Here is a 26,200-nt window from a genome sequence, read left to right as displayed (position 1 = left end):
GGGCGGGGCAGCGTACCCCAGTGCGGACGCCCGTGACCGCACGATGTGAAGACTGTTGACGGCGTGAAGGAATTTGGACACAATAGCGCTCCTTCGACGCAGGTCGAACGGAATCTGCGGGAATAGCTCAGTTGGTAGAGCGCAACCTTGCCAAGGTTGAGGTCGCGAGTTCGAGTCTCGTTTCCCGCTCCAGATAGTGATCTACAGACTTCTACTGACGTCTGTAAGTCGTTGAAAAGAGGGGCTTTGGCCCCTTTTTTCATTCCAGCGAGCGCCACGGAAATCCACCCACAGCTACCGTTTTTGAGTGACCAATTGAGGCACAAGAATACGGTTGGGACGGCTACCGGATAGTTGCTGGGGCTGAGCGGGAACCATGACGAGCATTAGGCCTAAGTCATAACTTAGGAGCCTCGAAATGGCACTCTCTGATCTGACAGTCCGGCAGGCAAGAACCACCGGCAAGCGCTACACCCTCTCCGATAACGACTGCCTGGGCCTGATGGTCTCTGCCGCAGGCGGCAAGTCGTGGATCTTCCGATACTACTGGCTGGGCAAGCAAAAGCGCATGTCCCTGGGTGGCTATCCCGCCCTCAGTCTGCGCGAGGCCCGCGCCGAGCGGGACAAGGCTCAGGTTCTGCTCGCCAAGGGCATTGATCCCCAAATCGAACGCGACCAGCGCCGGCACGCGGCCAAGCTGGCGGGCGAATACACCTTCAAGAACGTCTTCGATGCTTGGGTCGAGCATCGCCGCAAGGAACTCAAGGAAGGCCGTCAGAGCACGCTTTCGCAGATCCTGCGCATCTTCAACAAGGACGTGCTGCCTACCCTGGGGAAGATGTCGATCTACGACATTCGACGGCCCCAGCTCGTGGGCGTCGTGGCGGCGATCGAGAAACGCAAGGCGTTCACCACCGCCGAGAAGGTCCGCACCTGGTTCAACCAGATGTTCCGCTATGCCCTGGTCATCGCCGAAGGGCTGGAAGTCAATCCGGCCGCGGACCTGGACGTGGTGGCCGAGCCCAAGCCCCCGGTGGCCCACAACCCCTATCTGCACCTGCCCGAGCTGCCCGAGTTCCTTCAGAAGCTCCGGCGCTACAACCCCCGGGGCTGGCAGACCCAGCTTGGCGTCCGGCTGCTGTTCCTGACGGGGGTGCGCACGGGCGAGTTGCGCCTGGCCGAGCCTGAGCAATTCGACCTCGACCGCGGCTTGTGGATCATCCCGCCGCAGGTCGTCAAGCAACTCCAGGACGAAATGCGCAAGGCCGGCAAGCGGCCGCAGGACGTGCCGCCCTACATCGTGCCCCTGTCCCTGCAGGCCATCGAGATCGTGCGCTATCTCCTGGGCGTGATGCGTCCAGCGCAGAAGTACCTGCTGTCGCATCGCAGCGAACTCAAGAAGCGCATCAGCGAGAACACCCTCAACAAGGCCGTGCAGCTCATGGGCTACGAGGGGCGCCTGACCGGCCACGGCATCCGCGGCACCATCTCGACCGCGCTCAACGAGATCGGATACCCGAAGATTTGGGTGGACGCTCAGCTTTCGCACTCCGACCCCAACAAGGTGAGTTCGGCCTACAACCACGCCAAGTACGTGGAGCCTCGGCGTCGCATGATGCAGGACTGGGCAGACCGTCTTGACCTGCTCGAACAGGGTGAAGTCGAAGCCGCGAGCGCGCATCTGACCATCCGTATCGACGGGGTGCCGGCAATGGCGGAAGTGGAGGAAGTGGTGGGCGCGGTCTCCACGACTGCTGAGCCTGTTGTCCCCGGCGTGCCGCCCGTGGTGGCCACGCCTATCGTCGTGACCCCCAACAGCGGCGGAATCATGTTCCAGCGGCTGTCGCAGGTGCCGCCGCCTCCGGTGCATGCCCCGGAGCCGGAAGTCTCCGCGATCCAGCGCGAGCGCGAGGAAATGCTGGCCATCTACGAGTCGCCGAACAATCTGCCGGTCCCGCTGTTCGGCAAGCTGGCCGGGAAGTCCAAGGACCAGATCAACCGCGAGCTGAAGGCGGGCAAGCTGCTGTCGATCAGCCTGGGCAACCGGGGGCAGCGGGTTCCCGACTGGCAACTGGTGCCGCTCAAGCACAAGCTGGCCCAAGTGCTCATGAACCAATGCCCGCACGCCGATTCGTGGGACCTGTACCGCATGCTGACCCAGCCTCACCCCGACCTGGGTGATCGTGCGGCCATTGATGCGGTCACGCCAACGAACGTGCCCGCAATCATCCGGGTTCTCATGGGCGACTACCAGCACCATGCGGATGTGCCCGAGGCCGTTGCCCCGCGGCCCATCCCCGAGGACGTGCGGCAGAGCGTCCGCCGACTGGTGGACAGCGCAGCGGTGCTTGAAGGGGTCTAGTCCGGTCTAGTCCCATGCTGCAACCTATGGCCGGGATGAGACGGCTCCGGCCTATAGGAGTGCCTGCTACAGGGCGCCTGCCTCGGCGATCTGCAGCGCCCTGCGCTCGAAACGCTTGGCAGCAGAATCTGCTTGCGCGTGGGGCCGTTGGAGGTACGTCACGATCTCATAGGGGCCATCGGCGAGCGGTCGCATGCTTACCCCCCATTGATGGGCACGCTCGATGCGCGATTGCGCGCATACGCCGATGCCGTAGCCGGCTGAAACCCACAGCGCCATCATCTCGAATGAAGTTGCAGGCAGGATGTTCTCTTGGTCCACTGGCATCAGGGAGGCCAACCTCTCGTCCAGCAAGGGACAAGCCTCCGCCTGCCAGCGATAGATTGGATAGTCCTGAAGATCGGAGATGGTGAGCTTCGCCTGATCAACCAAACGGAACCGCGGTGGTATCGCGACGGCCATGCTTTCGCACCACAGCCTCCGGCTACTCGTCAGGTGATCCCCCGCACTGCTAAGAGATAGCCCCGCGTCGTAGCGGCCCTCATGCAGGCCCGTTACCAGCTCTTGATCCGAAACTTCACGCACGGCGATCGCGACACCCGGCTCGTGCGCTCGCTGCAGTGCAAGCAGCGCCGACAGCCGTGAAGACGGCACACCTGGCGCTATGGCGAGTGTGAAATTCGGGGACGGTCTGATGGCGTTGTGCATGGATGCCCCCAAGAGGCAACGGGATCGAAAAGAGCAGCCGACATCATACTCAAGAGATATCTTTAACGTGGTTAAAGATCAGTGATTCCATGACGCTTCTGCGAATGCAGAAGCGCACTATTCGGCCTGGACGGCCCGCCGGAGTAACCACCTATGAGTCCGCACCGGCGTTGGCGTTCGGGCAAGCGGTGCGAGCCGCTCGCCTGGCTCAGGGGATTGCTCAGGATGAGTTCGCGGGCTTGGCGGGGATCGCGCGCTCGCACATGGGCAAGATTGAGCGCGGCGAGCACATGCCGACACTCGCTCTCATTCTAAAAATTTCCCTGGCTCTCAAGATCAGCTCGGCCGAACTGATGACGGCCACGGAGCGCAACCTCTACCTTCAGGGCGATGCGTGACGCCGGATGTGGCGCAGGCGTCGTAGCTAATCGCTCTTTGGCGAACGCAAACGCTCGATGAAGCGCTCTACGGGTGCGGATAGTCCGCTACCGCCTTCGGGCCGAAGCAGGTAGGTGATGATGACGGCCGAATCGAGCGCCAACGGCCGGATCACCACGTCGGGACGTTGACACGCCGCGATTCGGGTCGCCGTTGCGAAGCCGATGCCGTAACCAGCTCCGACCAATGTGAGCATCATGTCCAGCGACGAGACATGCTCAACGATGGTGGACTCGCGCTCCAGGGGATGTAGCAGCCGGGTCAATTCGCGGCAGTAGCCCTCGCAAAGCTGCGGATCGCACATCACCAGCGGGTAACTCACGAGTTCACGTAGCGACACTTCCTTGTGGGCCAGCAACGGGTGCCGGATCGGCACGGTCACCACCAGCGGGTCCTGCCAGATGGGCTCCGTCACCAGTCCGTCGCCGACGTCCGCGGTGTGTGCGAAACCGATCGCGAAGTCGCCGGATCGCAGTCCCCGCAACTGTTCCGCCAGGGTGACCTCGGAGAGCCGTATTTCGATCTCCGGCTCCTCCTGGCGGCACAGGGCAAGAAGTGCAGACAGCCGCGGGTCGATGGCGCCATCGGAGATGGCGATGCGCACGCTGCCTCTTAGGCCTGCGGCGATCGCCCTGACGTTTTCTCGTGCCTGCTCCAGGTTGGTGAACAGCCTGCGAATGTCCTGAAGGAAGGTGGTGCCCGCTGGCGTCAACCGCGTTCCCCGCCGATCGCGGTCAAAGAGCAGCACCCCCAGTTCGTCTTCCAATTCCTTGATCGTGCGGGACAGCGGCGGCTGCTCGATGTGCAAGCGCTCCGCAGCACGGGTGAAATGCAGCTCTTCGGCGAGAGCCACGAAGCAGCGCAAATGACGAAGTTCCATGGGCACGTCCTTCAGCAATCCTGGTCATTGGGTTGGCCACGGCGCATTGCTGCCGAAGTGCGCTTAGAGGGGGCGACGTAGTGCTGGGTCCCTCTTCAGGGCGAGGAAAAAGGCCATCGGTGTATCTGAATAAGAATACATATGTTCATGTATTAACTCAAGTCAAGGGCGGTAGCAACTGTTTCGGAACGTGACGCCGAAGCCAACCCGCTCAATGCTTGAGCGGCTAAGGCAGTACTGACGCCAAAGTAGCGCGAGCCCACAGAGGGGCTCGCGAGATGTAGGACTGAAGGCGCTCTGCCTTCATGGAAAGGCCCAAATCAGGCCGGGTTGATTTCCAACGAGCCACGGTTGATCTGGTCGCGTTCCATCGACTCGAACAAGGCACCGAAGTTTCCTTCGCCGAAGCCCTCGCGGTAGTTGCCCTTGCGCTCGATGAACTCGAAGAACACCGGGCCAAGCAGCGGCTCGGAGAATATCTGCAGCAGCAGGCGGGGCTGGCCGCCTTCGGTCGTGCCGTCGAGCAGAATGCCGCGCGCCTGCAACTCGGGTACGGGCTGGCCATGGCCGGGCAGGCGCTTTTCCAAGTTTGCGTAATAGATGTCGTTGGGGGCGGTCAGCAGCGGGATACCGGCCATCTGCACGCGGTCGAGCGCATCGAGTAGGTTGTCGCACAGCAGGGCGATGTGCTGGATGCCCTCGCCGCTGAACTGCATCAAGAATTCCTCAATCTGGCCGCCGCCCTGGCGTGCTTCCTCGTTCAGCGGGATGCGGATCAGGCCGTCCGGCGCGCTCATCGCCTTGGAGGCTAGGCCGGTGTACTCGCCGTTGATGTCGAAGTAGCGGATCTCTTGGAAGTTGAAGAACTTCGTGTAGAAGTCGGCCCAGTACTCCGACTCGCACAAGCGCAATCCCATGGACGTGTTCCGCGCGTCTGTCCAGAACTGGCCAGAGGTTGTGGAGTGCCATGCGCTGACCGGCGACATGGACTATCTGCTGCGGGTGGTCGTCATGGACATGGCTCACTACTCCCGCTTCGTGCTCGACACGCTGCTCAAGCACCCCAGCGTGCAGGACTGCAAGACCAGCTTCGTGCTGGATCGCGTAAAGAGCACCACGGCCTTGCCCCTATGAGCATTCGGCCGGTTGGTGTGGCGGGGATGCAAATAGCGATTGACCTTCCAACGGTGGCAAGGAGCACACTTCAAACACCCCAACCCGAAAGGAGTTTTCCATGCAATTCCATCTCGAAGACATGACCTGCGGCGGCTGCGCCCGCACTGTGACGAAAACGATCCAAATGATCGACCCCAACGCCAAGATCGTCACGGACCCGCCGACCCGCCGTGTCGAGGTCCAGACCTCGGCCTCGCAAGAGCAGATCGCCGCGGCCCTGAGCGAAGCTGGCTTCCCGCCGCGCGCGCAGTAACACCGCATCGTGGCCGGCATGCACACAGGACGGCCGATGCGAGCACGTGCGCTGCGCCGTACCTGGCGCGGCGCTCAGTGCATCCCAAGGTAGGCCGACCTTGGCCACAGGGCCATCGCCACCATCATCAGGTTCTCGGTCAGGGACACGAAGCCCAGCGGCACGTTGCTGTCCCCGCCCACGCAGGCGCACTTGAGTTCCCGGCGATCGACATAGACCGCCTTGAAAACCGACACGGCCCCGACGGTCCCGATGAACAGCGCCAACGGAATCGACACCCACATCCCCACGCCCGCGACCATCTGGACGCCTGCGATGGCCTCCGCGAACGGGTAGAAATAGGCATACCGAACCCAGCGCTTGGCCAGCAGGTCGTCGCGAAGCCGTCCACGTCCTTGAGCTTCTGCAGCGCCAGGAGGCACATGGCAAAGGCCACGAACCACTCTGCCGCCTGAATGCTCTAGACTTGGCCGAAGGCCGCCCAGCTCGCCGCCAGCGCCATTGCGGCCGCCGTGGCGAACAGCGCGATCACAGGGGTCTAGGTCACGGCGTTCTTGTCCTTCACGGACATGCCGAAGAATTTGCGTAGGTCGTCGTAGCCGCCCACGCGCCGCCCGTTTATGAAGACCTGGGGCGTGGTCTCGATGCCATGCTCCTTCTTGAACGCATCCGTCTGCTCGCGGCTTGCCAAGTGTTTGTCCTCGACCTCGTAGCCCTTGCGGTTGAGCAGATCGAGCGACTTCAGCCCGTAGGGGCAGGTATGGCCGGGCATGACCATTCGGTAGAGCGTGGCTAGCTTGGGCGCAGACATGCAGGACTTCTCCTGTGGGACTTTCCATGGGCCGGCCGTCACGGATTTAAGGACGTTGATGACCTTTCCAGCCTAACCGACGACCGTGCAAAGGGAGTGTAGACACCTGGCTCGCGGGTTGGTCTGGCCCACGGGTTGGTTATCTGGCGGCAATGCCGTCAGTCCTCCATCTGCCAGAGCAACCCTGCCGCAGGCCGGTGCGCCTGAGGCAGCACGCAGGCTCCTAGTGGTTCTCCTTGGCATGGTTGATCGTGTACTTGGGGATCTCGACGGTCAGGTCTTCGGTCGCAACGATGGCCTGGCAGCTCAGCCGCGACTGCGCCTCCAGTCCCCAGGCCCGGTCGAGCAGATCGTCCTCGCATTCCTCGACTTCGTTTAGAGAATCGAACCCCTTGCGCACGATGCAGTGACAGGTCGTGCAGGCACAGCTCATGTCGCAGGCATGCTCGATCTCGATGCCGTTGTCCAGCAGGGCCTCGCAGATCGAAGTGCCTGCTGGCACGTTCAGTTCGGCTCCCTCAGGCGCCAGTTCAGGATGGGGCAAGACGGTGATTTTGGGCATATCTCTCCTGGCTGCTCAGTGCGCACACGGCTTTTTTCCTGCTGCGTTGGCTCGCGCGCGGCGCGGCACTGCGCCAGTGCGCGCTTCGGGCTTGTTGTCACTGATATCGGGCTGCTCCAGCGTGTGCAGGATCGGGCAGTCGGGCCGTTCGTCGCCGGCGCAACACCGGATCAGCGCCTTGAGCGTCGCGGCCATCTCCAGCATGCTCTCGATGCGCCGGTCCAACTCGTCGATGTGTTGCTGGGCCAGACGCTTTACATCAGCACTCTGGCGCGACTTGTCATTCCACAGTCCCAGCAAGTCCGTGATCTCGGCCACCGAGAAGCCGAGGTCGCGCGAACGCCGGATGAAATGCAACCGGTGAACGTCGTCCTGGGTATAGGCGCGGTAGCCCGAATCGGTGCGGTCAGCCGGAGGGATCAGACCGATTTGCTCGTAGTAGCGGATCATTTTGGCCGAGACCTTCGAGGCCTTGGATGCTTCACCGATGTTCATGGTGTTCCTCCTTTCTCAATGAGCGGTATCCGCCGCCAGCGGCGGCTGGAAGCGGCGCAGGCGCAGCGCGTTGCCGAGCACGAACACGCTGGACAGCGCCATCGCGCCAGCCGCGAAGATCGGCGACAACAGCACACCGTATGCGGGGTACAGGACGCCAGCGGCCACCGGGATCAGGGCCGTGTTGTAGCCAAACGCCCAGAACAGGTTCTGGCGGATGTTGCCGATGGTCGCCTTGGACAGCGCGATGGCGTTGGGCACGCCCTGCAGGTTGCCCGACATCAGCACTACGTCGGCCGACTCCACCGCCACGTCGGTGCCGGTGCCGATGGCCAGGCCCACGTCGGCCTCGGCCAGCGCCGGGGCGTCGTTGATGCCGTCGCCCACGTAGGCGATCTGGCCGTGGCTGGCTTTCAGCCGGCGCACGGCTTCGACCTTGCCCTCGGGCAGCACTTCGGCCACCACCTCGTCGATGCCCAGTTGCTTGGCGATGGCCTGCGCGGTACGCGCGTTGTCGCCGGTGATCATCGCCACCTTCAGGCCGAGCTGGTGCAACGCGGCAATGGCCGCGGGCGTGCTGGACTTGATCGGATCGGCCACCGCGATGATGGCGGCCAGCCGGCCGTCGATCGCGGCGTACAGCGGTGACTTGCCCTCGTTGCCCAGGCGCTCGGCCGTGCGAGCGAAGCTGCCCACGTCCAACCCCAGCTCACGCATGAAGCGATCGGCACCGACCTCGACACGCGCGCCGTCCACGGTGGCGCGCACGCCCATGCCCGTGACCGAATCGAAGTCTGTCATCGTCGGCAGCGCGATGCCACCTTCCACGGCCGACTCGACGATGGCGCGTGCGATCGGATGCTCCGAGCGCGATTCGACAGCGGCGACCTTCGCCAGCACCTGGTTGCGGTCAAAGCCGTCGGCAATCTCCAGGTCGGTCAGGACCGGGCGGCCCTCGGTCAGCGTGCCGGTCTTGTCCACGGCCACCACCTTGGCGTCCTTGAGCAGTTGCAGGGCTTCACCCTTGCGGAACAGCACGCCCATCTCGGCGCCCCGGCCCGTGCCGACCATGATGGAGGTCGGCGTCGCCAAACCCATGGCGCAAGGGCAGGCAATGATCAGCACCGCCACGGCATTGACCAGCGCGAAGGACAGCGCGGGCGACGGGCCGAACACCAGCCAGACCAGGAAGGTCAGCACCGCGGCCAGCATGACGGCGGGCACGAACCACAGCGTCACCTTGTCCACCACGGCCTGGATCGGCAGCTTGGAACCTTGCGCCTGCTCGACCATGCGGATGATCTGCGCCAGCATGGTCTGACCGCCCACGGCGGTGGCACGCAGCGTCAGCGCACCCTTCTGGTTGACGGTGCCGCCGACCACGGTGCTGCCTTCCGCCTTTTCGACGGGAATCGGCTCGCCGGTGATCATCGACTCGTCCACGAAGCTGCGGCCCTCGGTCACTTCACCATCGACCGGCACGCGCTCGCCGGGGCGCACTTCCACGATGTCGCCCTGCGCCACGTCGTTGATCGGGATGTCCACGATGCGGCCGTCGCGCAGCACGTGCGCCTCCTTGGCCTGCAGGCCGATCAGGCGCTTGATGGCCTCGGAGGTGCGGCCCTTGGCCCGTGCCTCAAGAAAGCGGCCCAGCAGGATCAGCGCCACGATGACGGCTGCCGCCTCGTAGTACACGTTCACCGTGCCGGCCGGCAGCAGACTGGGCGCGAACGTGGCGACCATCGAATAACCGAAGGCCGCGGCCGTGCCGACCGCGACCAGCGAGTTCATGTCGGGACCCAGGCGGAACAGCGCCGGGAAGCCCTTCTCATAGAAGCGCCAGCCCGGAATGGCGAGCACCAGCAGGGTCAGCACGAACTGCAGATACCAGCTCTGCTGGATGCCAATGGTGGAAGCCACCCACTCGTGCATGCCGGGAATCATGTGCGAGCCCATTTCGAGCACGAACACAGGCAGCGCCAGCACGGCGGCCAGGGTCAGGTCGCGCTTGAGTTCGGCGCGCTCGGCGTCCTTTTTCTCGGCAGCTTCCTCGTCGGCCTGCATGCCTGTATCGACCGGGCTGGCCTCGTAGCCGACCTTATCGACAGCAGCAATCAGATCCTGCACGGATGCTACGCCACGCACGGTAGCGCGCTCGGTCGCCAGATTGACCACAGCCTCAGTGACGCCCGGCACCGCCTTGAGCGCCTTCTCGACGCGGCCCACGCACGAAGCGCAGGTCATGCCTCCGATCGCCAGCTCGATGGTGCCCTGAGGCACGTCGTACCCTACCTTCTCGATCGCCTGGATCAGCGCCATGCGATCGACAGGACGGTTCAGGCGAATGTCCGCTCGCTCGGTGGCGAGATTGACAGACACGCTTGCCACGCCCTCGACCTTGGCAAGGGCGGCCTCGACTCGGCCGACACAGCTTGCGCAGGTCATGCCCTCGATGGGCAGGCTGATTGCCGCTGCTTGGGCGCCAGCACTACTCGTTGTTGCCATGCTCATGGTGTGCTTCCCATAGTTGAAATTCGACATGGAGGGAGCTTAGGGTTTACCATCGTGGGAAGGTCAAGCGCTTTTTCGGATGCTGTCAGGTTTCAGAAATGACCCGGTGCACGGGGAACGGAGGCCTTGCCTGCCAGGCTCGCACTGGTTCTTTGCTGCGCGCGCCTAAGCGGCCGCTGCCTTGTTAATTCTGAAGGGCGAAAACAGCCATTCGAGGTTAGGAAATATTTTAAAAATGAATACAAGTAAGCCATTCAGTACCCCACCGAAGGGTCCCAGCGCCGATTTGGAATCGCTGTCACAGAATGACGTGACCATCTTGGCTGAGACATTCCGCCTCCTGGGTGACCCGTCCCGGCTGAGAATCATGCTGTGCTGCATGAAAGGCTCTTCCTCGGTCGGGGACATCGCTGAAACCCTCGAACTCTCGCAGTCGCTGGTGAGCCACCACCTGCGGCTGCTGCGCGGTGCTCGCCTGGTCAAGGGCGTGCGCCAAGCCAAACAGATCTTCTATGAGGTGGCGGACAAGCACGTGAACCAGGTGCTGCTGGATATGGCCACCCACATCGCGGAAGACCACAACGACGAGTAACTGTTGGGCATAGCATGCCGTTGCGGCGTGGCCTACGTTCCATGGCGATATGCGCCCCACCGCCCGCAGCTGCGTTCGGTGAGGTGGTTTGGATGCCGCTTCCGATCAATCAGAAGTTGAGCGCGCGCTTGTCCACGGCCAGCGAGGCCTCTTTGAACGTCTCGGAGAGGGTCGGATGGGCAAAGCAGATGCGGGCGATGTCTTCGCTGCTGGCCTTGAACGCCATGGCGATCACGGCCTCGGCCACCAGTTCACTGGCCTGCGGGCCGACCACATGCACGCCGAGTATCTCATCAGTGGCAGGATCGGCGATCACCTTGACGAGGCCCGGCGTGTCGCCCAGCGCACGCGCGCGGCCATTGGCCATGAACGGGAAGGAACCGATTCGATAGGCGGTGCCCTGCTCTTTGAGCTGCTGCTCGGTGCGGCCTACCCAGGCAATCTCTGGGCTGGTGTAGATGACGTTGGGGATCGTATTGAAATCGACGTGACCGTGCTGGCCGGCAATGCGCTCGGCCACTGCGACACCTTCCTCTTCCGCCTTGTGCGCCAACATCGGGCCACGCACCACGTCACCGATGGCCCAGATGCCGGGCACACTGGTGCGGCATTCATCGTCCACCAGCACGGCGCCGCGCTCATCCAGTTGGAGTCCCACGGCGGCCGGATTCAGGCCTTCGGTGTTGGGCACACGGCCGATAGCCACGATCACTTTGTCTGCCTGCAAGGACTGCGTCTGGCCCTGGCTGTCGGTGTAGTGAATAGTCACGCCAGCCTCGGTTGCATTGACTTCGCGAACCTTCGCACCTAGTTCGATCTTCAGGCCTTGCTTGTCGAACGCCTTCTTCGCCTCCTTGGCGATGGCTTGGTCGACGATTGGCAGGAAGCTGGGCAAGCCTTCGAGGATCGTGACATCCGCCCCCAGGCGGCGCCAAACGGAGCCCAGCTCCAGGCCGATCACGCCGGCACCGATGACGGCCAACCGATCGGGCACGGCCGCGATGTCCAGCGCGCCGTCGTTGGAGAGCACGACCCGCTCATCGAACGGTAGGTTGGGGAGTGGCCGCACGTTGGAGCCTGTGGCAACGATGATCTGCTTGCCCACCAAGGTAACAGCCTCATCGGCGGCGACGCTCACCTCGAAGCCACCATCGACAGTCCTGGTGAAAGACGCCAGGCCGTTGAAAAACTGGACCTTGTTTTTGCGGAACAGATAAAGGATGCCTTCGTTGCTGGACTTCACGACCTGATTCTTACGTTCCAACATCGTGGTCACATCCATGCGCAGATCACCCGTGGAGATGCCGTGCGTGCCAAAGTGGTGCTTGGCTTGTTCAAAGTTCTCTGACGACTGCAGTAGCGCTTTCGAAGGGATACAACCGATGTTGTTGCAGGTGCCGCCAGGTGCTGGCTTTCCGTCCTTGTTCTTCCAGGCATCTACACAAGCGACCTTCATGCCTAATTGGGCAGCGCGAATGGCCGCGATGTATCCGCCTGGGCCGGCACCGATAACAATGACGTCGAAATGCATTTCCATGATTTACATCTCCAAAGTTTTTGAGGAAATAGTGAGCGCCTATGTCGCGCCTTTTGTCAGGTGGTCGCCAGATTACAGCTCGTTCCCTGACGATCACGTTGAACACTACGGCAGAACGAACCGGGCGCTCGCGGTATTGCCCCCACGTTCGACTTGGACGACGGCCTTCGTGCCCTTGGCTGCGGCGAAGGTCCCGCTGCCTTCGAGGCGGCTTCCGTCCGCGGCAGGCGTGAGTTGCACCTCCTGCTTTTGTGAGCCGGTCAACAGTGTGAGCTTGGCTTTGGTGTTGCTTACATTGACCTGCTTGCCGTGGTCGCGCAGGTAGAGTTGCGCTGCTGCGGGCTGAACGACCAACTCGTAGTCCACGTCCCGGACTTCGGTCACGACGCCACCATGCAGCGGCTTGTGGTCATGCGCGTGGTCATGGTCGCCTGCGGCGAAGGCGGTGACGGATGCCAGGGCGAGGGCGGTGCCGGCCGTGAGGGAACGAAATCGAACAGACATGAAAGCTCCTATAGGGTTACGGTGGTTGAAATCGGGTGACAGAAGGCGTTGCATCAGAATGCCTCCGCGTCGCGGTCGTCCAGCAGGCGTTCGGCAGGCTTGCGGCCGAACAGCCAGAACATGGCGGGTGTAAGGAAGGTGTCTAGCAGCGTGGAGCTGACCAGCCCCGAGAAGATCACCACCGCGACGGGGTGCAGGATCTCAGTACCGGGTCGGGACGCCTCGAACAGCAGCGGGGCCAGCGCGAAGGCCGTGACCAGCGCGGTCATCAGAACCGGGGAAAGCCGTTCGAGCGAGCCACGCACGATCATCTTCTGGTCGAAGTCCTCGCCCTCCATGCGCATGAGGTTGAGGTAGTGGCTCACCTTCAGGATGCCGTTGCGCACAGAAATACCCGCGAGCGTGATGAAGCCGACCAGGGCGGCCACGGACAACGGCTGGCCAGACAGCCACAGCCCCAACACGGCGCCGACCAGGGCCAATGGAATGTTCACCATGATGAGCGCTGATAGGACGACCGACTTGTAGCGCGTGTACAACACCACGAACATGAGCGTCAGGGAGACGATGGACAGCAGGCCCACCAGTCGCGAGGCTTCCTCTTGTGCCTGGAACTGGCCGCCCAGCGTGATGAAGTAGCCTTCGGGCAAGCGCACTTCTTGGACGACGCTGCGTATGTCGGCCACTACTTCGGACAGCGGCCGTCCCTGAGCGTTGGCCGACAAAACTATGCGTCGACGGCCATCGTCGCGGCTGACCTGGTTGGGGCCGTCGCTGTCTTCGATGGTGGCAAGGCGCGACAACGGGACCCGACCCATGGGCGTGTCGATGAGGATGCGGCTCAAGCCCTCAATCGACCGCGCCTGCTCGGGCAGGCGAACCACCAGCGCGAAGCGGCGGTTGCCCTCGATGACCTCGGTGATCTTTTCGCCTTCGACCAGGCTTTGCAGCGTGGACAGAATTTGCGGTGCGGCCACGCCGTAGCGTCCCGCCGCCGCATAATCCACGCGGATTTTGATCTGCGGCGCTAGGACCTGCTTTTCGATCTCCAGGTCAGCAAGCCCCGGAATTCCGGCCAGCTTGGCGCGCAGCAGATCCGCCTGCCCGCGCAGGACGTCCAGGTCCTCGCCGAACACCTTGATGGCGATCTGCGAGCGCACCCCCGACAACATGTGGTCGATGCGGTGCGAGATCGGCTGGCCAATGCCGATGGAGCCGGGCAAGTGAGCCAGACGCGAACGGATGTCGGCGGTGATCTCCTCCATGGAGCGCTTTAGCTCCGAGGCGGGCAGCAGGCCCACGTCCAGCTCGCTGACATGCACGCCTTCGGCATGCTCGTCCAGCTCGGCCCGTCCGCTGCGCCGGCCCACGTGCTGCACCTCTGGCACCTGCGCGACCAGCAGCTCGGCTTGCTGGGCAAGCGCCGAAGATTCGGCCAGCGTCACACCGGGATTCAGGCGCAGGCCCACCAGCAACGTTCCTTCATTGAACGGGGGCAGGAACGTGGTCGGGAAGAATGGCACCGCGGCGACAGCCAGTGTGACAGCCACAGCGGCCATGCCAAGGGCGGCACGCGGCCGCTGCAAGACCCGCTGCAGGCCGCCCTGATAGCGCGTCTTCAACCAGGCTAGAAGCCGAGTGTCGCCATGGTCCAGCGTCCTCATCTTGGGCAGCAGGTAGTACGAAAGCACCGGAGTGACCGTCACAGAGACCAGCAGCGAGGCCAGCGTGGAGACGATGAAGGCGATGCCCAGCGGCACGAACAAGCGCCCCTCCATCCCCGGCAGCGCGAACAGGGGCAGGAACACCAGCACAATGATCATCGTGGCGTAGAGAATCGCCGAGCGAACCTCCATCGAGGCCCTGGCAACGATGACCAGGGGCGTCAGCCGGTTCTCAGGGTGGCGGGTGCGGTCCTCCTTGAGCCGCCGCATGATGTTCTCCACATCGACCACAGCATCGTCCACGAGACCGCCGATGGCGATCGCCAGCCCACCGAGCGTCATGGTGTTGATTGATAGGCCGAAATAGTGGAACACCAGCCCGGTCACGAAGATCGAGGCAGGAATCGCGGTCAACGCGATCACCAGGGGGCGCAAAGTGCCCAGGAAGAAGAACAGGATCACCGCCACGAAGACCGATGCGCCGATGAGCTTGCCTTGCAGCGTGCTGATGGACGCCTCGATGAAGTTGGCTTGTCGGAAGGTCACCTGTGGCTCGGCCATGCCAGCCGGCAGTGAGCCCTTCATGTCCGCCAACGCTGACTCGATCGAGCGGGTCAGTGCAATCGTATCGGCCGTGGGCTGCTTTTGGATGCCCAGGATCACGGCTGGCAGGCCCTCGAAGCCCGCATCGCCGCGCTTGATGGCTGGCGCAAACTGAACATCGGCGACCTGGTGGAGCAGGATGGGTTGGCCCGCACGCACCGCGAGAGGCAGGTTACGCAGGTCGTCGAGTCGGGACGTGCGGCCCAGGTTGCGGATCAGGTACTCGCGGCCATTGATCTCCAGGAAGCCGCCGGAAGTGTTCGCGGAGAAGCCCTTGAGAGCCGCATCCAGATCGGACGCAGTCACGCCCAGCTCTGACATTCGCGTGGTGTTGGGCTGGACCTGGAACTGACGGACCTCGCCTCCGATCGGGATGACTTGGGCAACACCAGGTATGGCCATCAGCCGGGGGCGTAGCACCCAGTCCGCGTACTCGCGAGTGTCCATGGCCGACAGCGGCGGGGCTGCGTTCTTCTGCCCTGAGGGCTTGGCACCGATGGGGATTGCAATCTGCATGATCTCGCCCATCACTGAGCTGATTGGCCCCATAGTGGGCGTCACGCCCGGGGCTAGCCCTTCCTCCATGGACGTCAGGCGTTCGGAGACCATCTGGCGCGCCCGGAAGATGTCGGTCTTCCAGTCAAATGTCACGTAGATGAAGGAAAGCCCGGCGCTGGAGACCGAGCGCACGCTTTCGACGCTGGGCAGGCCGTTCATGGCCGTTTCGAGCGGGAACGTGATGAGTTGCTCGACTTCTTCGGCAGCCATGCCGCCAGCCTCCGTCATGAGAGTGACGGTCGGCTTGTTGAGATCGGGAAAGACATCTACCGGCGTGCGCGTCAGGGTGAACGCGCCATACGCCATCAGCACCAGCGCCCCGATGATGACCAGGAGCCGGTTTCGTAAGCTATTTTCGAGAAGCCACTTGAACATGGAATGGTGCCCCTCAACGAACTTGATTGATCAGGGACGCGCCCTCGACAACCACGCGGTCGCCGTCCGCCAGGCCCGAAGTGACAGCGATGGATGCACCATCCAAAGGAGTGATGTTCACGACACGCGGCTCGAAGCGCTCGGCCTGGTCTTTGACCCAGACGATGTTCTGGTTGGCAGGGTTCTTCATCAGCGCACCGGAAGGCACGCGGTAGCCAGGTACCGTCGTCGCCTCTTGCACGAAGACCACCACCGGCATACCGACCGCCAAGCGCGAGAGGCTTTCGCTGGTGCCCTTGAACAGCATGGGCAGGGCCTGCTCGCGCAGGCTGCTGGCGGCACCGACGAAGCTCAGCGGCACCTTCTGACCGCCTACTGCGAGTGCAGCACCGGCCAGGTTCTGTGCCATTGCCGGATCGTAGGCAAGCGCCTCGATGCGCAGTTGGGTCGGATCGACCACCTCAAACACCAGTTCGCGCGCATCCACGACCTGCCCGGCAACTGCGGGGCTGGATGCGATGACGCCGCTGACTGGGGCCTTCAGTACGTCCCTGCCGGCGAGGCCCCCGCTCAAGGCGCGGGCGCGTTCGGTCAGGCTGTTCACTTCGCTTTCGGCTGCTTCGATCTCCTTGCGGGGCACGGTCTCCGACAGCTCGCGCAGCCGGGCCAAGCGCTTCTGCGCGAGCGCTTGGCCCGCACGCAGCTCGGCAACCTGGGCCATCTGGCCTGAGCGCTCCAGCACACCGCTGGCCGGTTCGATGTAAGCCAGCACCTGGCCCTTGCGCACGGATTGGCCGATCTGCGGCAGACCATCCGGCCCGGGCACCAGCCGGCCCATTACCATTGCCTGGACCTTGCCGCCTGTCGTCGGGTCCATGATTACTTTGCCAGCCAGTTCATGGCTGCGGGCCAAGGGCTCCTGCTTGATCAGCTGGGTGCGTACACCGATCTGACGTTGCGACGGTTTCGGAAGAAACACGCTGCCATCAGGCTGGCGCTGGGGGCCATTGGAAGACGCAGCCGGCGCTTCGTCGCCGTGGTCATGGCCGTCGTGAGCGAACGCGGGAGCAGCCAGAGCCAATGCAGCCGCCATGGCCGTCGTCATTAGGAAACGGAAGTTGCGCTTCATGCTGCACCTCGCAGTGCACCGTTGGTGCGTGTACGTCTGCGCAGCGCCCACGCTAGGACACCGACGCCGAGGACTGCGGCACCGCCACCTAGTACGACCACACGGCCGGATGCGACGGCATGCTCGTGTTCGGCGTCTTCGCTATGAACATCGAGAACGCCCGTCAACAGGTCCGATTGGCCCTGCGCAGTAATAGTGGCCATGATTGAGGTCTCGCCATCGGATAGCGGCTCAGTCAGATCGGCCTCGAACTCTCCAACCCCGTGTGAGCTGACCTTTACCTGTTGACCACCCAGCTCGAGGGTCAGCTCGCCATCGGTCACCGGCCGGTTGTCGGCAGCATGGTCGAGGTAGAGTGTGAGACGCTGGCCGTTCAGCACACCCACCAGTTCGAAGTCATCGGAAACTGCGGCAAAGCGCGGAAGCGCGGCCGCTGCGGGGGCAGGAGCGGCTTCGCCATGGTCATGGCCGTCGCCGGCCCACGTTGCGCTACTGCCAAGCAGGAGGCTGGACAAGGCAGCTGCACGCCAGAAAGAGGATTGCGACATTTCTAAGGTTCCAGGATGGTTGAGCGCGCGCCGATCAGCGCGTGCCGGAGATGTCAGTGAAAGTCTCGGTCGGCTGCGGCAGCGTGCCTTGTGCCTGCAACAGGGACGAGATGGCCGCGGCATGCTCCACCTTGGCGAGCAGCGCCGCGCGCTCGGCCTCGGTGGCCTCCTGCTCGATGCGAAGGCGTGTCGGCATGTCCGTCTCGCCCATCGCGAACGACTTTTGGTAGAAGGTGCGCGTTTGTTGGGCTAGTCGCTGGCGCTCCGAAGCGGCCTGCATCTGGGTGCTGGTTGCCAGTTCGCGCGATTGGGCAGTTCGAATTTCCGAGAGTAGCCGGGTGCGCTGGGCCGCGAGTGCCGACTCAGCCTCCAGTGCCTGCGCATTGGCGCTGGACAATTGCTCGGTATGACGGCTACCCGTACCGAAGGGAATGCGCACACCCACCGTGATCGTCTGGTTGTAGCGTTCGCCGTAGCCGCCCCGATCCCGCGTGGTCGCCAGGGTCAGTTCGGGGTTGGCGTACTTCTGATGGGACACCAGTTCCGCAGAGCGGCGGGCCGCCAGCGCCTTGTGCTGCAGTTCCAGCAGCGCAGGGTGGTTACCCAACAACGCGCCGGACGGCTGTGCCGATGCCGGTTGAACTCGGACACCTGACTGCTCCGGCTGCGCGGAATCGGCCTGCGACGGGATACTCTCGATGCCGGTCAGTGCCAACAACGCCTCGCGCTGCGTGATTTCTTCGGCCTGAGCAATGGCCAGGGCACTACGAGCCGACGCCAAGGCGCCATCGGCCTGGTTTCTGTCGGCTTGCGCCAGGTCGCCCGCGCGAACTCGGCGAGCCACATCTTGCGCCAACTCGTCCGCGCTGCGGGTGCGATCCTGCGCCGCCACCAATTCGGCCTGGGCACGCTGCCATGCCCACCATGCCTGGCGAACCTGTCCGGCCGTGCGTAGCTTGGCGGCCAGCATCCGGCTGGATAGCGCGAGGCTTTCCGCGTCCGCCCAGCGTGCCGACGAGGCGCGCTCACCAGGCATCCAAAGGGGAATAGCCACCCCGACTTCATATTCGCGCTGTCCGTTGCGGTTGTTGAACCGATCAGTTTTGGTGGAGGCTTCCAGCGCCATCGGACCTGCCACCCAACTGCCGGCCGTCTCTTGGCGTGCTTGGGCGGCCTGCTGCCAGGCGCCTTCTCCAGCGGCTTCTGGCTGCCGCTGCCAAGCTGACTCCCACAATTGGGCGACCATGTGGCTGTCTGGTCTGGATGGGACGTGAGGGGCGGCTACTGGCTGGGCTAGCACGGTGCCGGCCCAAAGCGTGGATACCGCCCATATCCATCCCTTGCGTATGTCTTTGCGAAGCATTCAATTCTCCATCGGTGTTGCATCAGTACTTACCCCCGGCTGGGTGTTCTCTTTCCGAGCAAGTGCTTGTCGTTGAAAAGCCACTGTTCACTGGCTTAGATATGAACAATTGTATATCTATTCATATGAATGGGAAAGAAAACCTTACATCCTTTGAGCACCAATCGCCTTAGAGAGGGCGTCGGGCGCAAGACATCGAGAGGCGAGGTGGGGCTAATCCACTGCGCAAACAGCTATGCAGACTCCTTGAGCATATCCCCCGGGGGGGGATATGATTGCTGCATGAAAGAGATGCACAAGCACACCAGCCACCCAGATCTCGTGAAACGGCTCAAGCGCGCCGAGGGTCATCTGCGACACGTCATCGGGATGATCGAAGGAGAAGAAACCTGCCTGGACATCGCTCGCCAGCTCGCTGCGGTGGAGAGCGCCGTCACAGCGGCCAAGCGCGTCCTGATCCATGACCACATCGACCACTGCCTATCTCATGATGAGGACTCCGTTCTAGCCGAAATGAAGGCGCTAACCAGACTGCTCTGAGGTCTCTCGATGCTCTCCGTCCTAAAGAACCGCACCTACCGCCACCTGTTCACCGCGCAGGTGATCGCACTCGTCGGCACAGGCCTGATGACGGTAGCGCTCGGCCTACTTGCCTACGAGCTGGCCGGGGCCGATGCAGGTGCGGTGCTCGGGTCGGCGCTGGCTATCAAGATGCTGGCCTATGTGGGAGTCGCTCCAGTCGCACAGGCCTTCGCCGACCAGTTCCCGCGACGGTCATTGCTCGTAGCGCTGGACCTGGTACGAGCGGTTGTCGCGATCTGTTTGCCCTTTGTCACCGAGGTCTGGCAGATCTATCTGCTGATCTTTGTCCTGCAAGCGGCATCCGCCGGCTTCACGCCGACTTTCCAAGCCACTATCCCGGACATCCTTCCCGATGAAGAGGACTACACGAAGGCGCTGTCGCTGTCCCGGCTGGCCTATGACCTGGAAAGCCTGATTTCCCCGATGCTGGCTGCTGCGCTGCTGACCGTCATCAGCTTTCACAACCTGTTCGCGGGAACAGTGCTCGGTTTCCTCGTTTCAGCCGCGCTCGTGGTCAGCGTGCGGTTGCCCACAACTATTCCCGGACCGCGCCGCGGCATTTGGGATCGCACGACCCGCGGCACACGCATCTATCTCGCTACGCCACGCCTGCGGGGCCTGCTGGCGATCAGCTTGGCCGTCTCGGCGGCGGGCGCCATGGTGATCGTGAACACGGTGGTTCTCGTGAAGGCGCGCTTTGGCCTAGGCGAGGTCGAAGTGGCGTCGGCACTGGCGGCATTCGGAGGCGGTTCGATGGTGGCAGCCTTCGTTCTGCCATCCTTACTGGAAAAGGTGGCCGACCGAACCGCGATGCTCACCGGCGCTACCGTACTGGTCGTGGGCACGGGGATCGGCGCACTGCTGCCGAGCTATGCATTGTTGCTGCCGCTGTGGTTGATCATCGGCTTTGGCTACAGCGTGGCGCAAACGCCATCCGGCCGTCTTCTGCGCCGCTCGGCCCATGCCGAGGACCGTCCTGCGATCTTCGCGGCACACTTCGCGCTGTCGCACGCCTGTTGGCTCATCTGCTACCCACTTGCCGGCCGCTTCGGCGCGGTCATGGGCTTGCCATCGACCTTCATTGTCATGTCCCTGGTCGGCTTGGCCGGCGTGGCGCTGACGCTCTGGCTGTGGCCGGCCAGCGACCCTTCTGACGTGGCGCATGACCACCCCAGCTTGCCGCCGGATCACCCTCATTTACGCACACACGCAGACCAAGGCAGGCACCATCACCAGCTGATTCTGGATGACCTGCACCGTATCTGGCCGAAAGGATAGGCACATTTTCTCGTTGCGGCATCACAACGCATGGCTTCGGAGGCTGAGAAGGGTGAGCGAAAATATATCACATGAACACATATTCATGTGTTATATTTCGCCATAGTCAAACACTCAACCAGCAGAGGCGCCCATGTCCCAATCCAATGCACATGACCATGGTCACGACCATGATCACGACCACACCCCCACAGTGACGAGCGCCAACGAGCGCAAGGTTCTGGTTTCCTTCTTCCTGATCTTCGGCTTCATGCTCGTGGAAGCTGTCGGCGGCGTGCTGTCGGGCTCGCTAGCCCTACTTGCCGATGCTGGCCACATGCTGACCGACGCCGTGGCACTTGCCCTGGCTTACGCTGCCTTCCGATTCGGTCGCCGCGCAGCCGACAGCAAACGCACATTCGGTTACCTGCGCTTCGAGGTCATCGCCGGCTTCCTGAACGCCGTGACCCTGTTCGCGATCGTCGCATGGATCGCCTACGAGGCGTGGGAGCGGCTGCAGGCGCCGCCCGTCATCCTCGCCGGCCCGATGATGATCGTCGCCGTGCTCGGCTTACTGATCAACGTCCTCGTGCTGTGGATCATGACCCGCGGCGAAACCGATCACGTCAATGTGAAAGGTGCCATCCTCCACGTGATGGGTGACCTGCTCGGCTCTGTCGGCGCCATCGTTGCAGCGATCGTCATCTACTTCACCGGCTGGACTCCGATCGACCCCATCCTGTCGGTTCTAGTAGCGGCGTTGATTCTGCGCAGCGCCTGGAAGCTCCTGGCCAAGTCGATCCATATCCTGTTGGAGGGTGCGCCAGAGGACGCTTCGCCGGAAAAGGTGGAACAAGGCCTGATGAGCACTGTGCCCGGCCTGGCGGCTGTCAGCCATGTTCACGTGTGGCAACTCACTTCCGGTCGCACGATGGCCACGCTACACGTTCGACCCAACGTGGACGAGGAGGCGCGAGCTGTGGTCAAGCGCGTCGAGGCGGTGCTGCGAGAGCAGTTCAGCATCGAACACGCCACAGTCGGAATCGACTGGAACTCGGAGGCTGACGAGAACATCTGCAGCCTGCAACCCACGACAGGCCGTCAGGACCACAGCGGCCACGACCACAGTGAGCACAATCATGACCATGACCACTCCGCTCCCGGTCACAAGCATTGAGGCCGTGCTAGACGGTTCGCAGTTCACTTGAGGGTTTGAATCCATGACATCCCGCAAAACCACCAGCGCCGCTATTGTGCAATGTTCGACCTCTAACCACGGCACGACCACTGATGTCCTCGCACTATCGCAAAGTGACGTCGCTGTTCTGGCAGAGACCTTCCGCCTGCTGGGCGACCAATCGCGATTGAAAATCCTGTTGCAGTGCATGCGCGGATCGGTCGCAGTGGGCGACATTGCTGGCTCGCTAGACCTGTCGCAGTCCTTGGTCAGCCATCACCTGCGCCTGTTGCGCGGCGCGCGCCTCGTGCGCGGCGAGCGCCAAGCCAAGCACATCTTCTACGGCATTGCCGACCAGCACGTCAGCCAGGTACTCCAGGACATGGCGGTTCACATTTCGGAGGACAGACACGACGATTGACTGAACATGTGAGTGCGCGCCGGCCTACGCCTTCAAGGGGTAGGCTTTTTTTGGCTATTAATCTAGAGAGACACCGGCGCGCCTTGCTGAATGCCTAGAAGACCCCAAGCAAAAAGCACTCTAAAAATAAACACTTGAACATATCTTCATGTGTGTTATTATTTGTCTACGGGGTATCCGAAAGGCGTAAGGACCACGCCATTATTTTTAACGTCAAGGAGTATTGACCATGTCCAAGAAAATTCGCTTTGCTGTTCTGCTTTCCGCACTTTTTGCTGCTGGAGTAAACGCTCAACCGTTCGCCGCAGATATGACACGGCAACAGGTCCAGGAGGATCTGGCTGCTTGGAGGCAATCTGGGTTGGAAGCGTTGTCTCGCGGCGAAAGCGGCCCGGATACGTTCAGCCCTCAATACCAGGCTGCCTTTCAGCGCTACTTGCAATTGACCCAAGGTGATATGTATCAGGCGCCCTCAGCAGGAAAGACTCGTGCTGAAGTGATGGCTGATTTGGAACTGTGGAAAATCTCCGGCATGCACGCGTTCACCTCGCGCGGAATCACCACCGCTTCGCACACCCAAGCCTACCAACAAGCCTACGAGAGCTATCTCCAGCTCAAGCTGGTTGCGGCTTACAAGGCTCCGGTGGCATTGACTCGTGCTCAAGTAAAGAGTGATTTGGCAGATTGGCAGGTTGCGGGAATGGCTGGATTCTGGGCTGGTGAGCAGACGCCTGATACCTATAGTGATGCCTACCGCACCGCATTTGAAACCTACCAGATGCTGCGCAACAAAAAATGACTTAATGGCAGCTGCATAAAGCAGCGGTCGGATGGTTCAGCCAGAAAGAGATTCTTTCTTTTTTTTGAATAAACATACAAACAAGTGTTCATTTGTTTGCATAACATTCCGATCGCTGATTTGTGCGTCCTGCCACGGCGATTACTCAGAGAACCAGGAGATTGATATGTCTTTGGAAACATTGGACGGCACAGGAGCGCAGGACGAACAACTGGGCTTTCGGGTCGAAGGTATGGATTGCGCCAGTTGCGTCGGCAAGATTGAAACAGCGCTTGGTCGAATTGATGGCGTATCAAATGTACAGGTTAATTTTACAAATGAGACGCTGACGTTGACGCGCAGCACAAGTAGCCGAAATACTGCACGCGACATTGCCAAGAAAATCCGGTCCCTGGGCTTCGACGTGCAGGCACTGCCCGCGTCCGAAATGTCCGCAGCACCTGCACCGTGCCATGCGGCCCACGCGCATGACCACGCCGGCTGCGGCGGCCACCATGACCATGGGCATGCCCACGACCACGGGCACGATCATTCGCACGGCAAAGCGTGCGGTGATGACCATGGGCATGGCCATGCTCACGGCCATGCCCATGCCCATGACCACGGTCACGATCACGGGGCCTGCAGCGGGCATGACCATGCGCCGGCCTCTGCCTCCCGTGGAGCACCCAGCACGCCCCCCAACGTGTCCATGCGCGTCGAGGGCATGGACTGCGCCAGTTGCGTCGGCAAGATCGAAACGGCGCTCGCTCGCATGGATGGCGTGTCCGATGCCCGCATAAACTTCACCGCAGAAACGCTGGAATTGACGCTCGCGTCTGGCGGCCCCACGCAGCTCGGCCACATCGAGAAGACCATCAAGAGCCTGGGCTTCGGCGTCTCCGACGTGCGCCGCCATGATGGCTCAGCACCCGCGGCCCCAGCAGCAGCATCGACGGCGCGCCATCAGCGCTGGTGGCAGACGAAGAAAGGCAAGCACGTGCTGGGCCTGGGCGGCCTGATGGGCTCGGCCTACGCGATCGCGCAGTTCGTTCCTGGCTACGCTGAATGGATCTTCGCCGCTGCGGTGATCGCGGGCGTGCTGCCGTTCGCTCGCAAAGCCTTCGCGCTGGCTGTGTCAGGCTCGCCGTTCTCTATCGAAACGCTGATGGTCGTCGCCTCGCTGGGCGCGCTCGTGATAGGCGAGGCCGAGGAAGCTGCTGCCGTGGTGTTCCTGTTCGCGATCGGCGAGCTGCTGGAAAGCGTGGCCGCCGGCCGCGCGCGCGCCGGCATCAAGGCGCTGGCCTCCCTGGTGCCTAAGACGGCGGTACTGCTCGATGCCGCGGGCGGGCAGCGCGAAGTGCCCGCCGCTTCCCTGCGCGTGAGCGACCGCGTGCTGGTGCGCCCTGGTGACCGGGTGCCTGCGGACGGCAAGATCCTCCGCGGTGAAAGCAGCCTGGACGAGTCGCCTATCACCGGCGAGTCCGTACCGCGTCAAAAGGCTATCGGTGCCGACGTGTTCGCCGGCTCCATCAACGTCGATGGCGTGCTCGAAGTACAAGTCGAGAAGACGGCATCGGACAACACCATTTCTCGCATCATCCAACTGGTGGAGCAGGCGCAGTCCTCCAAGGCGCCCACGGCTCGCTTCATCGAAAAGTTCAGCCGCTACTACACCCCTGCCGTCATGGCCATCGCGGCGTTGATCGTGGTGGTTCCGCCACTTGCCATGGGTGGCGACTGGGGTACCTGGCTGTACCGCGGCCTCGCACTGCTGTTGATTGCCTGCCCATGTGCGCTGGTGCTCTCCACACCGGCGGCCATCGCCTCGGGCCTTGCGGTGGCCACGCGACGGGGCCTGCTGATCAAGGGTGGCAACGCGTTGGAAACCATCGGCCGCGTGCGCGCCATTGCCTTCGACAAGACTGGCACGCTGACCGAGGGCAAGCCGCGCATCACCGAGGTCCTGCCCTTCGGGCTGTTCAAGCATCAACAGGTCCTTGCGCTTGCCGCCGCTGTCGAGTCCGGCTCAAACCATCCCTTGGCGAAGGCCATTGTCGCCCATGCCAAGAGCCTGGACGTGGCGATTCCCCAGGCCACGGGCGCATCGGCCATTGCCGGCAAGGCGGTGCGCGCCACCGTGAACGGCAGTGCGCTCGCTGTCGGATCGCCCGCCCATGCGGAACAGACGGCCACGCTGACAGCCGCGCACCGCAGGGAAATCGACAAGCTGGAGGATGGCGGCAAGACCGTGGTGGTCCTGTTCGACGAAGCCAGCAAGAACGTTCTGGGCCTGCTGGCCCTGCGCGACGAGCCCCGCCGCGACGCGCGCGAAGGCGTGGCCCAGCTCAACGCCATGGGCGTGCGCTCGGTCATGCTGACCGGCGACAACCGCCGCACCGCGCAGGCGATCGCCGGCAAGCTGGGCATCGAGTGGGAGGCCGAGCTGCTGCCGCAGGACAAGCTGCGCTTGGTCAACGAGATGAAGCGTGATGCCAAGGTGGCGATGGTCGGCGACGGCATCAACGACGCGCCGGCCCTGGCGACCGCCGACGTGGGTATCGCCATGGGCGGCGGCACGGACGTGGCGCTGGAAACCGCCGATGCCGCGCTGCTCAAGAGCCGCGTCACGGACGTGGCCCACCTGGTGGCCCTGTCGCGGGCGACGATGGCCAACATTCACCAAAACGTCGTATTCGCCATTGGCCTCAAGGGCTTGTTCCTGGTCACCACCGTGTTGGGTATCACCGGCTTGTGGGTTGCCGTGCTGGCCGACACCGGCGCCACGGCCCTGGTCACGCTGAACGCACTGCGCCTGCTGCGCTTCAAGGGCGCGCCGGAGGCCAACCACGGCGACGACGCCGGGCGTCCCACCACCTTGTCCGTGCCGTCTGCCCGCTGAGGCAACAAGAGGGC

25 protein-coding genes and 1 tRNA gene are annotated in these 26,200 nt (G+C 62.8%); 12 read left to right on the top strand and 14 right to left on the bottom strand.

Annotated features, from left to right (window positions below; all coding sequences use genetic code 11):
• The first annotated feature begins 116 nt into the window (after positions 1-116).
• Positions 117-192, top strand: a tRNA-Gly gene (locus tag N5D20_RS05870).
• 226 nt (positions 193-418) lie between these two features.
• The gene (locus N5D20_RS05865) at positions 419-2,362 is read left to right on the top strand and encodes an integrase arm-type DNA-binding domain-containing protein (RefSeq protein ID WP_012614046.1); all 1,944 of its coding nucleotides are present in this window, start codon (positions 419-421) and stop codon (positions 2,360-2,362) included.
• A 66-nt stretch (positions 2,363-2,428) separates the two neighbouring features.
• On the opposite strand, the gene N5D20_RS05860 is transcribed toward N5D20_RS05865, so the two are convergent.
• On the bottom strand, positions 2,429-3,070 hold the full coding sequence (locus N5D20_RS05860) for a LysR substrate-binding domain-containing protein (RefSeq protein WP_012614047.1): 642 nt from the start codon (positions 3,068-3,070) through the stop codon (positions 2,429-2,431).
• Between the two features lie 104 nt (positions 3,071-3,174).
• On the opposite strand from N5D20_RS05860, the gene N5D20_RS05855 reads away from it, so the two are divergent.
• Positions 3,175-3,468, top strand: a complete 294-nt coding sequence (locus N5D20_RS05855; RefSeq protein WP_024082527.1) for a helix-turn-helix transcriptional regulator — start codon at positions 3,175-3,177, stop codon at positions 3,466-3,468.
• A 26-nt stretch (positions 3,469-3,494) separates the two neighbouring features.
• Here the strand turns inward: N5D20_RS05855 and N5D20_RS05850 are convergent, their stop codons facing one another.
• Both N5D20_RS05850 and N5D20_RS05845 read right to left on the bottom strand, forming a co-directional pair.
• Positions 3,495-4,388 carry a LysR family transcriptional regulator gene (locus N5D20_RS05850; protein ID WP_012614048.1) on the bottom strand — a complete coding sequence of 298 codons (894 nt, stop codon included), beginning with the start codon at positions 4,386-4,388 and terminating at the stop codon, positions 3,495-3,497.
• A 320-nt stretch (positions 4,389-4,708) separates the two neighbouring features.
• A complete protein-coding gene (locus tag N5D20_RS05845; RefSeq protein ID WP_017511445.1) occupies positions 4,709-5,305 on the bottom strand; it encodes a VOC family protein in 597 nt (198 codons plus the stop codon).
• Here N5D20_RS05845 and N5D20_RS05840 point away from each other — a divergent pair.
• Positions 5,304-5,522, top strand: a complete 219-nt coding sequence (locus N5D20_RS05840; protein ID WP_017511446.1) for an Lrp/AsnC ligand binding domain-containing protein — start codon at positions 5,304-5,306, stop codon at positions 5,520-5,522. The two genes, N5D20_RS05845 and N5D20_RS05840, sit on opposite strands and share 2 nt — an antisense overlap.
• A gap of 100 nt (positions 5,523-5,622) precedes the next feature.
• Complete coding sequence (locus N5D20_RS05835) at positions 5,623-5,817, top strand: heavy-metal-associated domain-containing protein (RefSeq protein ID WP_012614049.1); 195 nt, start codon at positions 5,623-5,625, stop codon at positions 5,815-5,817.
• 74 nt (positions 5,818-5,891) lie between these two features.
• Here N5D20_RS05835 and N5D20_RS05830 read toward each other — a convergent pair whose 3' ends face one another.
• From N5D20_RS05830 to N5D20_RS05810, 5 genes are all read right to left on the bottom strand, one after another.
• Positions 5,892-6,260 carry a MauE/DoxX family redox-associated membrane protein gene (locus N5D20_RS05830; protein WP_223656233.1) on the bottom strand — a complete coding sequence of 123 codons (369 nt, stop codon included), beginning with the start codon at positions 6,258-6,260 and terminating at the stop codon, positions 5,892-5,894.
• 95 nt (positions 6,261-6,355) lie between these two features.
• The gene (locus tag N5D20_RS05825) at positions 6,356-6,628 is read right to left on the bottom strand and encodes a glutaredoxin (protein WP_012614050.1); all 273 of its coding nucleotides are present in this window, start codon (positions 6,626-6,628) and stop codon (positions 6,356-6,358) included.
• Positions 6,629-6,851: 223 nt separating this feature from the next.
• The gene (gene fdx / locus N5D20_RS05820) at positions 6,852-7,190 is read right to left on the bottom strand and encodes an ISC system 2Fe-2S type ferredoxin (protein ID WP_012614051.1); all 339 of its coding nucleotides are present in this window, start codon (positions 7,188-7,190) and stop codon (positions 6,852-6,854) included.
• A 15-nt stretch (positions 7,191-7,205) separates the two neighbouring features.
• Positions 7,206-7,685 (bottom strand): Cu(I)-responsive transcriptional regulator, encoded by a 480-nt coding sequence (cueR, locus tag N5D20_RS05815; RefSeq protein ID WP_012614052.1) that lies wholly within the window; start codon positions 7,683-7,685, stop codon positions 7,206-7,208.
• 15 nt (positions 7,686-7,700) lie between these two features.
• A complete protein-coding gene (locus N5D20_RS05810) occupies positions 7,701-10,196 on the bottom strand; it encodes a heavy metal translocating P-type ATPase (protein ID WP_017511447.1) in 2,496 nt (831 codons plus the stop codon).
• Between the two features lie 235 nt (positions 10,197-10,431).
• On the opposite strand from N5D20_RS05810, the gene N5D20_RS05805 reads away from it, so the two are divergent.
• On the top strand, positions 10,432-10,788 hold the full coding sequence (locus N5D20_RS05805; RefSeq protein ID WP_015912826.1) for a metalloregulator ArsR/SmtB family transcription factor: 357 nt from the start codon (positions 10,432-10,434) through the stop codon (positions 10,786-10,788).
• Between the two features lie 109 nt (positions 10,789-10,897).
• On the opposite strand, the gene lpdA is transcribed toward N5D20_RS05805, so the two are convergent.
• The 6 genes from lpdA to N5D20_RS05775 form a co-directional block, all read right to left on the bottom strand.
• Positions 10,898-12,325, bottom strand: a complete 1,428-nt coding sequence (lpdA, locus tag N5D20_RS05800) for a dihydrolipoyl dehydrogenase (protein ID WP_015912827.1) — start codon at positions 12,323-12,325, stop codon at positions 10,898-10,900.
• Positions 12,326-12,430: 105 nt separating this feature from the next.
• Positions 12,431-12,829, bottom strand: coding sequence for a hypothetical protein (locus N5D20_RS05795; protein WP_015912828.1), 399 nt, complete (start codon positions 12,827-12,829; stop codon positions 12,431-12,433).
• Between the two features lie 53 nt (positions 12,830-12,882).
• On the bottom strand, positions 12,883-16,029 hold the full coding sequence (locus N5D20_RS05790; RefSeq protein ID WP_012614056.1) for an efflux RND transporter permease subunit: 3,147 nt from the start codon (positions 16,027-16,029) through the stop codon (positions 12,883-12,885).
• A gap of 13 nt (positions 16,030-16,042) precedes the next feature.
• Positions 16,043-17,158, bottom strand: coding sequence for an HlyD family efflux transporter periplasmic adaptor subunit (locus N5D20_RS05785; protein WP_003821159.1), 1,116 nt, complete (start codon positions 17,156-17,158; stop codon positions 16,043-16,045).
• Entirely contained in the window at positions 17,155-17,706 is a 552-nt protein-coding gene (locus tag N5D20_RS05780; RefSeq protein ID WP_015912829.1) for a hypothetical protein, read from the bottom strand. The genes N5D20_RS05785 and N5D20_RS05780 overlap by 4 nt, the downstream gene beginning before the upstream one ends.
• A 34-nt stretch (positions 17,707-17,740) precedes the next feature.
• Positions 17,741-18,952, bottom strand: coding sequence for a TolC family protein (locus N5D20_RS05775; protein ID WP_223656232.1), 1,212 nt, complete (start codon positions 18,950-18,952; stop codon positions 17,741-17,743).
• A 399-nt stretch (positions 18,953-19,351) separates the two neighbouring features.
• Between N5D20_RS05775 and N5D20_RS05770 the strand changes: the two genes are divergently transcribed.
• The 6 genes from N5D20_RS05770 (at position 19,352) to N5D20_RS05745 (ending at position 26,186) form a co-directional block, all read left to right on the top strand.
• On the top strand, positions 19,352-19,609 hold the full coding sequence (locus N5D20_RS05770; RefSeq protein ID WP_003821156.1) for a metal-sensing transcriptional repressor: 258 nt from the start codon (positions 19,352-19,354) through the stop codon (positions 19,607-19,609).
• Positions 19,610-19,618: 9 nt separating this feature from the next.
• Positions 19,619-20,929, top strand: a complete 1,311-nt coding sequence (locus N5D20_RS05765; protein WP_003821155.1) for an MFS transporter — start codon at positions 19,619-19,621, stop codon at positions 20,927-20,929.
• Between the two features lie 133 nt (positions 20,930-21,062).
• Positions 21,063-22,085, top strand: a complete 1,023-nt coding sequence (locus N5D20_RS05760; RefSeq protein ID WP_003821153.1) for a cation diffusion facilitator family transporter — start codon at positions 21,063-21,065, stop codon at positions 22,083-22,085.
• Between the two features lie 43 nt (positions 22,086-22,128).
• The gene (locus tag N5D20_RS05755; protein ID WP_003821152.1) at positions 22,129-22,506 is read left to right on the top strand and encodes a metalloregulator ArsR/SmtB family transcription factor; all 378 of its coding nucleotides are present in this window, start codon (positions 22,129-22,131) and stop codon (positions 22,504-22,506) included.
• Between the two features lie 229 nt (positions 22,507-22,735).
• Positions 22,736-23,305, top strand: coding sequence for a DUF4148 domain-containing protein (locus N5D20_RS05750; RefSeq protein ID WP_034018378.1), 570 nt, complete (start codon positions 22,736-22,738; stop codon positions 23,303-23,305).
• Between the two features lie 166 nt (positions 23,306-23,471).
• The gene (locus tag N5D20_RS05745; RefSeq protein WP_012614060.1) at positions 23,472-26,186 is read left to right on the top strand and encodes a heavy metal translocating P-type ATPase; all 2,715 of its coding nucleotides are present in this window, start codon (positions 23,472-23,474) and stop codon (positions 26,184-26,186) included.
• Positions 26,187-26,200: the final 14 nt, after the last annotated feature.

This window comes from Stenotrophomonas sp. GD03877 (assembly GCF_029840555.1).
Lineage (GTDB): Bacteria > Pseudomonadota > Gammaproteobacteria > Xanthomonadales > Xanthomonadaceae > Stenotrophomonas > Stenotrophomonas geniculata.
Note: the sequence above shows the minus strand (reverse complement) of the source record. Positions and strands in the feature narration are given on the sequence as shown.